Origin of the sequence: Marinobacter alkalisoli (assembly GCF_045449855.1) — a bacterium.
In the GTDB taxonomy this organism is placed as follows: domain Bacteria; phylum Pseudomonadota; class Gammaproteobacteria; order Pseudomonadales; family Oleiphilaceae; genus Marinobacter.
Genome location: NZ_JBJJLC010000003.1, coordinates 254570 through 266317, shown reverse-complemented (window position 1 = coordinate 266317; position 11748 = coordinate 254570). Strand labels below are relative to the sequence as shown.

Here is an 11748-nt window from a genome sequence, read left to right as displayed (position 1 = left end):
AAGCCCCCCGAGTCGGTCGGTCAACCGAAGCTGGCCTCAGGCAGCCACTGATGCATGCGGATCGATCACAAACTTCTTGGCCGCGCCGCCGTCAAAGTCGGCGTACCCTCTGGGGGCCTCATCGAGGCTGATCATCTGCACGTTTACCGCGCTGGCGATATCGACGCGCTCAAACAGGATGGCCTGCATGAGCTGGCGGTGATACTTCATGACCGGGCACTGACCGGTGTGGAAGGAGTGCGACTTGGCCCAACCGAGACCAAAGCGCATGCTCAGCGCACCCTGTTTAGCGGATTCTTCGGCGGCGCCGGGGTCTTCAGTCACATAAAGACCGGGAATGCCGATCTCGCCACCGGCCCGGGTAACCTGCATCGCGGAGTTCAGTACCGTGGCCGGTTGCTCGTGATGGTGATGATGGCCGCAGGCATGTGCTTCGAAGCCGACACAGTCGACGAAGCAGTCAACTTCCGGCTCACCGAGGATTTGCTCAAGCAATTCGGGCAGTTCAGCATCCTGCTTCAGGTCGATGGCTTCACAGCCAAAGCTGCGAGCCTGATCGAGACGTTCTTCGATCATGTCACCGACGATGACGCAGGCGGCGCCGAGCAGCTGAGCACTGACGGCAGCAGCGAGGCCGACCGGACCAGCACCGGCGATGTAGACGGTGGAACCGGGGCCGACGCCGGCGGTGACACAGCCGTGGAAGCCAGTGGGGAAGATGTCGGACAGCAGCGTGAGGTCCTTGATCTTCTCCATGGCCTGGTTCGGGTCGGGAAACTTGAGCAGGTTAAAGTCGGCATACGGCACCATGACGTACTCGGTCTGGCCGCCGACCCAGCCACCCATGTCCACGTAGCCGTAGGCGGCGCCGGGACGGGCGGGGTTAACGTTCAGACAGATGCCGGTCTTGCCTTCCTTACAGTTACGGCAGCGGCCGCAGGCAATGTTGAAGGGTACGGAAACAATGTCGCCCACTTCAAGGAATTCAACGTCCCGGCCGCATTCGATAATCTGGCCGGTTATTTCATGGCCAAGCACGAGGCCCGCCGGCGCGGTGGTGCGCCCGCGTACCATGTGTTGGTCGGAGCCACAGATGTTGGTGGTCAGTACTTTCAGAATTACGCCATGGTCACAACGTCGGTTGCCAAGGGTAAGTTTGGGAAAGGCGATGGATTCGATGGAGACCTGGCCGGGGCCCTGGTACACCACCCCGCGGTTGGATGCATTGCTTGTCATTGTGTCTTCCTTCATTGTCAATCTGTTGTGGTGGAAGTGCCCTCCCTACTTTAAACACCCGGCCGCCGGGCACATGCCTGTATACGACAGATTCTTTCTTGCACAGGACACGGACAACGCTAAAAAGAGGACGCGCCTCCCCTGCTCCCCATACTCCCTGTCGCAAATCATTCCTCCCATGTCGTGCCCGAGCAGATCAACATCCTCCGTCGGGCCTACTATGGCTTCAAATTAGTCAGCGCCTGATCCATCAGGTTTGTTTTTACCATCGAGAATCCAAGCCATGTCCATATTGACGGGGTTAAGCTTTACGGACCCAAGTGGATACCCCGTCCTTTTTCTCTCCTGAAGTCAGGTTCTTCGTGAATGGTAACGGACTGCCTCTATAGGACCTTTTATCAGCTTCGACTGAATACGGGTACCGATATGAAGAAGTTCCTTGCCTCTTGTTTTCTGCTATTCACCCTGCTCAGTACCGCTTCGGCGGACCCCTTGCGGCTAGTCACCTCGGGCAACCTTGCGCCGTTTACCGGAGAAGAGTTGAAAGGCCGTGGCATGATTGTTGAAATCGTGAATCGCATCATGCCGGAAGCCGGTCTGGAGCATGAAGTCGTGTTCCAGCCTACCTGGAACGCCCTGCTTTCCGACACCGAAGCAGGACGTTACCAGGCAACGTTTCCCTGGTACTTCAATGAAGACAGAGCCCGGAGGTTCCTCTACACGGAACCCCTGATGTCGAATTACATCGTGCCGTTCGTCTTAACCACCGGCAAAGTCCGGACGACGGAACTGGAAGGGCTCGCCGGGCATCGTTTCTGTCGCCCCCAGGGTTATTTCATGCACGACCTGACCAATTTACTGCAGCAACCCGGCACCACCCTGGAACAACCCGAGACCCTGACCGACTGTTTCAAACTATTGAAAGCCGGTGCAGTGGACGTCATTCCCGTGGACATTTTCTCCGCCAGGAAAGCCATCGATACGGTCTTTGAAAACCCGAACGCCGTGCGTCGGCTCAGCTTCGTGTTCTCGCGCCAGAAAATGCACATCCTGGTCCCCAAACAGGCCCAGAACGCCCAGGAGCTGGTGGATCGAATCAACCTCGCCCTCGCCAAACTGGAATTGCGTGGCGTGCTGCAAACCATACGAGACATTCATGCGAACCGGTTTCTGAGGCAATACCAATGAGTCGCGGGGTGCCCCAAGTAAAGACACCACTGCGTATCGGTTTTATTCTGCGCGAGCACTTTTCCATGGTTACCTTTACTGCCGCCGTTGATACGCTGGTTACGACCAATCTCATCACGCCAGAACCGGTGTTCGAACACTTCACTATCGGCATCGGAAGCCGGACCGTGCTCAGCGACCTTGGAATCGAGGTATCCACCGGAACCACTCTGGATTCCTTAATGGTCAAACCCGGGCACGTCGATATGTTGATTGTCTGTGGCGGCTATCGCAGCCAGTTGGCCCCAGAACCGTACCTGCTCAACACACTGAGGACAGCCGATCAAAAAGGCATTCGTTTGGGCGGATTATGGAACGGAGGTGTGGCCCTGATTCAAGCTGGCCTGATGGAGCATCACGCCTGCGCCCTGCATCCGGACAACCATGCCTATGTACGCGAAAACTTCCCGAACGCGAAGATGTCCACCAATGCTTACGAGATCGAGGACCACCACGCCACCTGCGCCGGCCCGGTCAGTGCGTTGGAGATGATGCTGAAGTTGATTGGCGAACTGCTGCACAACCCACATATCGTGCGGGCAGTACGCGAAATCCTGAGCTGTGATCAGGTTGCCGAGCAGGTAGGCCCAATGCCACTGAACATGGGTGACGACCCTACCTTTCCGGAAGCATTGCAAACCCTGCTGGCGCTGATGCGGGCCAACATCGAAGAACCACTCTCCCTCCTGGAGCTGGCGGAATGCGCCAATATTTCCCGACGACAGGTGGAGCGCCTGTTCCAAAACCACCTGGACACTTCACCTTCACGCTACTACCTGGAGCTCAGGCTGGTTCATGCACGCCGCCTTCTAATGCAAACGAACCGGAGCATCCTGAACATTTCCCTGGCAAGCGGCTTTGTCAGTAGCAGTCACTTCAGCAACTGTTTCAAGGACTACTACGGAATAACGCCATCCGAGGCTCGTCACATCCGGCAATAATGTTTCCAATCAGAGATCCTGGCGTGTAACAGGCTTCTGTCGCAAATTCTCGATCCAATGTCGTGCCCGAGCAGATCGACTTCCGCCATCGGGCCTACTATCTCTCCCAATAACCCACGCCTGATCCATCAGGTCCGTTTTCACTATCGGGAATCTCAGCCATGTTCAGCAAAACAAAAACGCTTTCCTCTTACGACGACACTCTCTGGGCGGCCATGCAGGACGAGGCGGCGCGCCAGGAAGACCATCTCGAGCTGATCGCTTCCGAGAACTACACCAGCCCCTTGGTGATGGAAGCCCAGGGGTCTTGCCTGACCAACAAATACGCCGAAGGTTATCCGGCCAAGCGCTACTACGGCGGCTGCGAACACGTCGACCGGGTGGAACAACTGGCGATCGACCGCGCCAAGGCGCTGTTCGGTGCCGACTACGTCAATGTACAGCCGCATTCCGGCTCCCAGGCCAACGCGGCGGTGTACATGGCGCTGCTGAACCCGGGCGATACGGTACTGGGGATGAGCCTGGCTCATGGTGGCCACCTGACACACGGCGCCCACGTCAGCTTCTCCGGCAAGATTTACAACGCCGTGCAATATGGTCTGAACGAGTCCACTGGCGAGATCGACTACGATCAGGTTGAAGCACTGGCAAAAGAGCACAAGCCAGGCATGATCGTCGCCGGCTTCTCGGCCTATTCCCGCGTTGTCGATTGGGCGCGTTTCCGTGAGATTGCCGATGCGGTCGGCGCTTACCTGATGGTGGACATGGCGCATGTTGCCGGCCTGGTTGCCACTGGCGTCTATCCCAACCCTCTGCCCCACGCTCATGTGGTTACAACCACTACCCACAAAACCCTGCGGGGGCCTCGTGGTGGTCTGATCCTGTCCCAGGGCCAGCCGGACCTGGAAAAGAAATTCAATTCGGCGGTTTTCCCGGCCGGCCAGGGCGGCCCGCTGATGCACGTTATCGCGGCCAAGGCAGTGGCGTTCAAGGAGGCAGCCGAACCTGAATTCCAGAGTTATCAGCAACAGGTTGTCCGTAACGCTCAGGCCATGGCCGAGGTATTGATCGAGCGCGGTTACGACGTCGTGTCCGGCGGTACTGACAATCACCTGTTCCTGCTCAGCCTGGTCAAGCAAGGGCTGACAGGTAAGGAAGCCGACGCGGCGTTGGGTGACGCGCACATCACCGTCAATAAAAACGCCGTACCTAACGACCCGCAATCGCCGTTTGTCACTTCCGGGCTGCGCATCGGTTCACCGGTGATTACCACCCGTGGCCTGAAAGAATCTGAATCCCGCACGTTGGCTGGGTGGATCGCCGATATTCTGGATGGTCTGCAGGACGGTAATGCCGATTCCGCTATTGGTGACGTCCGGGCGAAAGTCGATCAGTTGTGCCGGGATTTTCCGGTTTACGGTTGAGGAGAGAGTTACTCGTGGCCATCAGTCTTTTTGATATGTTGAAAATCGGCATCGGCCCATCGAGTTCCCACACCGTGGGTCCGATGCAGGCGGCCCGTCGGTTTGTCCGGGGCCTGAAGAAGGCCGAGGGGTTCACCGACGTCGCCCGCGTCGATATTCAGCTGTACGGCTCACTGGGTGCGACTGGCAAAGGTCATGGTACTGGCCCGGCGGTGCTGCTCGGGCTTGAAGGCCACAGCCCGGACACCGTCGACCCCGCAATTCTGTCCCCCCGAACGGAGGAGATCCGCAGCCAGGGGGAGTTACGTCTGCTAGGGGAGCACCCCATTGCCTTCAACGAAGCAACCGACCTCACCTACCACCGCAAGGAAACCCTGCCCTACCATCCGAACGGCATGATGTTTACCGTCTTCGATGGGAAAGGCGAAGTGGTGCGCCAGCGCACCTACTATTCGGTAGGCGGCGGCTTCGTGGTTGATGAGAAAGCCGCCGGTGCGGACCGGATCGTGGAAGACAAGACCCCTCTGCCCTACCCGTTCAAAAGCGGTAACGACCTGCTGCGCCAGTGTAAGGAACACGGACTGGCCATCGCCGACCTGATGATGGCCAACGAACAGGTCTGGCGCAGCGAAGCCGAGATCCGGGAAGGCATCCTGCACATCTGGCAGGTAATGCAGGAGTGCGTGCAGAACGGCACGACCAATGAAGGCATCCTGCCCGGTGGGCTCAAGGTTAAACGGCGAGCGGCGAAGCTCTATGCATCGTTGATGGAAGTTGACCGCATGGACCTGATCACGCCCTCCCTGAGCGCCATGGATTGGGTCAATCTTTATGCGCTGGCGGTGAACGAAGAGAACGCGGCCGGTGGCCGCATGGTGACCGCTCCCACCAATGGCGCTGCCGGCATCATACCGGCGGTGCTGCATTACTACTGGAACTGGTGCCCCAATGCCACCGAGGACGGTGTCATCCGCTTCCTGTTGACGGCGGCGGCCATCGGCATCCTGTTCAAGGAAAACGCCTCGATTTCCGGTGCGGAAGTGGGCTGCCAGGGTGAAGTCGGCTCCGCCTGCGCGATGGCGGCGGCGGGCCTGGCCGCCGTAACGGGCGGTACGCCGGAACAGGTCGAGAATGCGGCGGAAATCGGCATGGAACACCACCTTGGGCTCACCTGCGACCCTATCGGCGGACTGGTCCAGGTGCCCTGCATTGAGCGTAATGCGGTCGGGGCCGTCAAGGCGATTAACGCTGCTGTGATGGCACTGAGGGGCGACGGCGAACACTTCGTATCGCTGGACAAGGTAATCCGGACTATGCGGGATACCGGGCGGGATATGCTTGATAAATACAAGGAGACATCCCGTGGCGGCCTGGCGGTCAATGTCATCGAATGTTGACCACCTCTGTGCCCGCCCCACTCACTGTCGCAAATCTTCACCTGAGTGTCGTGAGCGAGCACATGAAAGGGCGGTGGGACGCATACCATCCTTTCAATCCGTCCCGCATTAATTGCCGGGACACGTCTTGAAAACGAGCGCCGATTCCGACGGCGAGACCAGCAGCTTACCCAGAGAGACGGTTGCCACCGAAGAGGACCTAACAATGCAGAAATATTCCGGATTCGGACTGCTGAAACATTCCCTGACCCACCATGAAAACTGGCAACGGGTGTGGCGCAATCCCAAACCGAAAAAGAAATACGATGTCATCATAGTTGGCGGCGGTGGCCATGGTCTGGCGACGGCCTACTATCTGGCCAAAGTCCACAACATCACCAACGTGGCAGTCGTCGAAAAGGGTTATCTGGGCGGTGGTAATACGGCGCGGAACACCACCATCGTGCGCTCCAACTACCTGTGGGACGAAGCAGCGCTGCTGTACGAGCATGCCATGAAGCTGTGGGAGGGCATGTCCCAGGACCTGAACTACAACGTCATGTTCTCACAGCGCGGCGTACTGAACCTGGGACACACCCTGCAGGATATGCGCGACATCCAGCGCCGGGTGAACGCCAACCGTCTGAACGGCATCGACAGCGAGGCCCTGGACACCCAGGGCGTGCAGGAAATCGTGCCGATACTGAATTGCTCCGCCAATGCCCGCTATCCGATCCTCGGTGCTTCCTGGCAACCCCGTGCCGGCGTGGCCCGTCATGACGCGGTGGCCTGGGGCTATGCCCGTGCAGCCGATGCCATGGGCGTAGACCTGATCCAGCAGTGCGAAGTGGACGACATCATCACCGAAGATGGCGCTGCCATCGGCGTGAGCACCAAACAGCACGGGACCATTTACGGCGATCGTATCGGCTGCGTTGTAGCCGGGAACTCCGGCGTACTGGCCAAGATGGCCGGCTTCCATCTGCCGATCGAATCCCACCCGCTGCAGGCGCTGGTGTCCGAACCGATCCGGCCAATCCTGGACACCGTGGTCATGTCCAACCAGGTTCACGGCTACATCTCCCAGTCCGACAAAGGCGATCTGGTGATCGGAGCCGGCATTGATGGCTATAACGGCTACGGCCAGCGGGGATCCTACTCGACCATCGAGCACACACTGCAAGCCATCGTCGAAATGTTCCCGATGTTCAGCCGGGTGCGGATGAACCGCCAGTGGGGCGGCATCGTCGATACCTGCCCGGATGCCTGCCCGATCATCTCCGATACCCCGGTTGAAAATCTCTTCTTCAACTGTGGATGGGGCACCGGTGGCTTCAAGGCGACCCCCGGTTCCGGTCACGTTTTCGCGGCCACCCTGGCGAAGGGCGAAGCCAACGAACTGGCCAAGCCGTTCTCCATGTTCCGGTTCCACAACGGGGCCCTTATTGATGAACACGGCGCCGCTGGCGTGGCCCACTGACGGAGGACAGTTCCATGTTTTACATTTATTGCCCCTATTGTGGCGAACACCGGGAAGAAGAAGAGTTCCACCCCAAGGGACAGGCCCATCTGTCACGCCCGGCTGATCCGGACGCCTGCAGTGACGAGGAGTGGGGAAATTACCTCTTCTTCCGCGACAACCCGCGCGGCTTGCACCACGAAATCTGGGTTCATGCCATCGGCTGTCGCAAGTTTTTCAACATTACACGCGACACCCAGAGCTACGAAATTCTGGAAACCTACCGGATGGGCAACACACCGAGTGTTACCCATTTCACCGACAAGCAGCAGTCCTGAGAGGCGACGACATGACACAAACCAACCGTCTCGACCATGGCGGCCGAATCGACCGCAGCAAGCACCTGACCTTTGAATTCAACGGCCGCCGTTACAAGGGCTATTCCGGTGACACACTGGCCTCGGCGTTGCTCGCCAATGGGGTCGATGTGATCGGCCGCAGCTTCAAGTACAGTCGCCCCCGCGGCATCGTCGCCGCTGGCGCCGAGGAACCAAACGCGGTATTTCAGCTCGGGGCCACCGAAGCCACCCAGGTACCGAACGTCCGCGCCACCCAGCAGGAGCTGTTCAATGGGCTGGTCAGCCAACCCACCAGCGGCTGGCCAAACCTGCAGTTCGATTTCCTGGGCGTTTTCGGCTCTATCCTCGGCCGCATGCTGCCCCCCGGCTTCTACTACAAGACTTTCATGTTCCCCCAGGCTGCCTGGGAAACCTATGAGAAGTACATCCGCAAGGCTGCCGGACTTGGCCGTTCCCCGCGTGATCCGGACGTCGACACTTACGACCACCTGAATCACCATACCGATGTACTGATCGTCGGGGCCGGACCCGCCGGGCTGTCGGCAGCCCTGTCCGCCGCCCGCTCCGGAGCACGTGTGATCCTCGCCGACGAACAGGCCGAGATGGGGGGCTCGTTGCTCGATGGCCGTGATACCCTGGATGGCAAACCGGCCGGCGAATGGGTACGGGATACCCTGGAGGAACTGTCGGGGTATGACAATGTCCTGCTGTTGCCCCGCGCCACCGTTAACGGCTACCACGACCACAACTTCCTGACCATTCATGAGCGCCGTACTGATCACCTGGGCGATCGTGCCCCGGCGAACCGGTCTCGTCAACGCCTGCACCGGGTGCGTGCCAAGTGGGTGGTGCTGGCCACGGGTGCCCATGAGCGACCGCTGGTATACGGTAACAATGACCTGCCCGGATGCATGCTGGCTTCAGCAGTGTCGACCTATATCAACCGCTACGCCGTGGCACCCGGCCGCCGGCTGGTGCTGATGACCACCAACGACAACGGCTATCGTGCAGCTTTCGACTGGCAGGATGCCGGGCGGGAAGTCGTCGCCATTGTCGACACCCGTGCCTATGCCGACGGCGCCTGGCAGGATGAGGCCAGCCGACGTGGCATCAAGGTGCTGAAAGGCCAGGCCGTCATTGACGCTCAGGGTAAGATGCGTGTGACAGGTGCAGTGGTCGCCGGCTTGAGTACTGACGGCACCCGGCTCACTGGTAAAGACCAGGTACTGAACTGCGACACCCTGGCCAGTTCCGGTGGCTGGAGCCCGGCGCTTCATCTGTCCTGCCATACCGGCAGCCGCCCGGTCTGGGATGACGACGTCATAGGTTTCGTGCCGGGCAAGACCGTTCAGAAGCAACTCACGGCCGGTGCAGTGACCGGTTGCTTTTCCCTTGCCGGCTGCCTTTCTGACGGAGCCCGTATTGGCGCCGAGGCTGCCAGCAATGCGGGTTTCGAGGCGGAGCCCGCCGCTGTGCCGTCGGTCAGGACCCGACCGGAAACCCGCCCCATGGCACTGTTCTGCGTACCGCACCACAAGCCTAATAGCCGGGCACCGAAGCAGTTCGTCGATTTTCAGACCGATGTGACCGCCGCTGGTATCGAACTGGCGACCCGTGAAGGTTTTGAATCCATCGAGCATGTGAAGCGATACACGGCGATGGGCTTCGGCACCGATCAGGGCAAGCTCGGTAACATTAATGGCATGGCCGTCGCCGCCAAGTCCCTGAACCAGTCGATTCCGGAAACGGGCACCACGATCTTCCGGCCGAACTATACGCCGGTGACCTTCGGCGCGATCGCCGGACGCCACTGTAACGATCTGTTCGAGCCCAAGCGCTACTCTGCCATGCACGAGTGGCACGTCGAGCACGGCGCCCTGTTCGAAGACGTTGGCCAATGGAAACGCCCCTGGTACTTCCCGAAGCCGAACGAAACCATGCAGCAGGCGCTTGATAGAGAATGCCTGGCAACGCGCAACAGTGTGGGCATTCTCGACGCCTCGACTCTGGGTAAGATCGACATTCAGGGCAAGGATGCCCGCGAGTTCCTTGGCCGCGTCTACACCAACGCCTGGGCCAAGTTGGCAGTCGGCAAATGCCGCTATGGCCTGATGTGTAAAGAAGATGGCATGGTTTTCGACGACGGGGTTACCTCCTGCCTGGCCGAGGACCACTTCCTGATGACCACCACCACAGGTGGCGCCGCCGGCGTGCTTGAGTGGCTGGAGTTCTATCACCAGACCGAGTGGCCGGAACTGGAAGTCTACATGAACACCGTGACCGACCACTGGGCCACCATGACCATTGCCGGGCCAAACGCCCGCAAGCTGTTGTCCGAACTGACCGATGATATCGACCTGGACAGGGACAGCTTCAAGTTCATGGACTGGCGTCAGGGAACGGTGGCGGGCGTACCGGCCCGGGTGTTCCGGATTTCCTTCACCGGCGAACTCTCCTATGAAATCAACGTGCAGGCAAACTACGGCCTGTACGTCTGGGAGAAGCTGTTCGAGCACGGCGCCAAGTACGACCTGACGCCTTACGGCACCGAGACCATGCATATCCTGCGCGCCGAGAAAGGCTTCATCATCGCCGGTCAGGATACTGACGGTTCCGTTCACCCCTACGACCTCGGCATGAGCTGGGCCGTGAAGGAGGACAAGCCGTTCAGTTTCATTGGCAAGCGCGGCATGAAGCGGGAAGACTGCGTACGGGAAAACCGCAAGCAACTGGTCGGCCTGAAAACCAAAGACCCGAGCATTGTATTGCCCGAGGGCGCCCAGGCCGTGGACAACCCGAACCATCCGAAACCGGTACCGATGTTGGGGCACGTCACCTCCAGCTATTACAGCGCCAACCTTGGTCACTCAATTGCCATGGGCGTGATCAAGAACGGCCACAAGCGAATGGGCGACACCGTCTACTACCCATTGGTCGACGGCCGGGTTGTCGAAGCAGAAATCTGTAGCACTATCTTTTTGGATCCGAAGGGGGAGCGTCAAAATGTCTGAAGCAATCAACAAGGCGGTCCCTGTGTCGACCCAGGTAGCCATCATGGACCAGTTGCCAGAAACCGAGATTCCAGCGCGCAGCCCGCTGGCACACCAGGTGCAAACCGCGTCCAGGACAACACCGGAGAACCCGGGGGTTTACCTGTGGGAATCCGCCCTGAAGGCTCACCTGGCCCTACGGGGAGACGCCAACAACGCCGACTTCGCCAAAGGTGTCGAGGCAGCCACCGGACTGACGCTACCTGAGGTGTTGCAGAGCAACCATAACAACGAATGGGCCCTGAGCTCGATCGCACCGGACGAATGGCTGCTGACAGGCCCTGGCGATCAGGCGTGGGCCATGGAAATGGCGCTACGCGAGCAACTTGGCGGCCATTATGCAGTGATCAATGTCGGCGGCGGCCAGACACTGGTACAGCTCGCCGGTCCCAAGGCTCGCTTGGTACTGATGAAGAGCTGTCCATACGACGTGCACGACCACAACTTCCCCGTCGGCAAAGTGGTGACCACGGTGCTGGCAAAGTCCCAGGCAACGCTTCGCCGTGTCGGCGACGACGAGTGGGAACTGGTGGTACGCCGCAGTTTCGCGGACTATGTCTGGCGCTGGCTGGTTGACGCAAGCCAGGAATACCGCCTTAGCCTGAGCCAACCACCGCAAGGCGCCTCCACAAGCCGTTCTGGCCGCACCCAGGCGAGCCCGGTTGAAATCTGAGGG

The 11748-nt window shown here is 59.5% G+C and carries 9 protein-coding genes; 8 read left to right on the top strand and 1 reads right to left on the bottom strand.

Features of this window, described 5'->3' with window-relative positions; all coding sequences use genetic code 11:
- Positions 1 to 36 precede the first annotated feature (36 nt).
- A complete protein-coding gene (fdhA, locus tag ACJO5Y_RS01355; RefSeq protein WP_406984468.1) occupies positions 37 to 1236 on the bottom strand; it encodes a formaldehyde dehydrogenase, glutathione-independent in 1200 nt (399 codons plus the stop codon).
- A 426-nt stretch (positions 1237 to 1662) separates the two neighbouring features.
- Between fdhA and ACJO5Y_RS01350 the strand changes: the two genes are divergently transcribed.
- The 8 genes from ACJO5Y_RS01350 to ACJO5Y_RS01315 all read left to right on the top strand — a co-directional run bounded on the left by ACJO5Y_RS01350 (position 1663) and on the right by ACJO5Y_RS01315 (position 11745).
- Entirely contained in the window at positions 1663 to 2424 is a 762-nt protein-coding gene (locus ACJO5Y_RS01350) for a substrate-binding periplasmic protein (RefSeq protein ID WP_406984466.1), read from the top strand.
- Between the two features lie 8 nt (positions 2425 to 2432).
- Entirely contained in the window at positions 2433 to 3404 is a 972-nt protein-coding gene (locus ACJO5Y_RS01345) for a GlxA family transcriptional regulator (protein WP_406984464.1), read from the top strand.
- A gap of 161 nt (positions 3405 to 3565) precedes the next feature.
- A complete protein-coding gene (gene glyA / locus ACJO5Y_RS01340) occupies positions 3566 to 4828 on the top strand; it encodes a serine hydroxymethyltransferase (protein ID WP_406984462.1) in 1263 nt (420 codons plus the stop codon).
- A gap of 14 nt (positions 4829 to 4842) precedes the next feature.
- Entirely contained in the window at positions 4843 to 6225 is a 1383-nt protein-coding gene (locus tag ACJO5Y_RS01335; RefSeq protein ID WP_406984460.1) for an L-serine ammonia-lyase, read from the top strand.
- A gap of 205 nt (positions 6226 to 6430) precedes the next feature.
- Positions 6431 to 7684: a sarcosine oxidase subunit beta family protein gene (locus tag ACJO5Y_RS01330; RefSeq protein ID WP_406984458.1), complete on the top strand. Its 1254-nt coding sequence runs from the start codon at positions 6431 to 6433 to the stop codon at positions 7682 to 7684.
- Between the two features lie 14 nt (positions 7685 to 7698).
- Positions 7699 to 8001 carry a sarcosine oxidase subunit delta gene (locus ACJO5Y_RS01325; RefSeq protein ID WP_406984456.1) on the top strand — a complete coding sequence of 101 codons (303 nt, stop codon included), beginning with the start codon at positions 7699 to 7701 and terminating at the stop codon, positions 7999 to 8001.
- Positions 8002 to 8012: 11 nt separating this feature from the next.
- Positions 8013 to 11033, top strand: coding sequence for a sarcosine oxidase subunit alpha (locus ACJO5Y_RS01320; protein WP_406984454.1), 3021 nt, complete (start codon positions 8013 to 8015; stop codon positions 11031 to 11033).
- Positions 11026 to 11745, top strand: coding sequence for a sarcosine oxidase subunit gamma (locus ACJO5Y_RS01315; protein ID WP_406984453.1), 720 nt, complete (start codon positions 11026 to 11028; stop codon positions 11743 to 11745). The genes ACJO5Y_RS01320 and ACJO5Y_RS01315 overlap by 8 nt, the downstream gene beginning before the upstream one ends.
- The last annotated feature ends 3 nt before the right edge of the window (positions 11746 to 11748 follow it).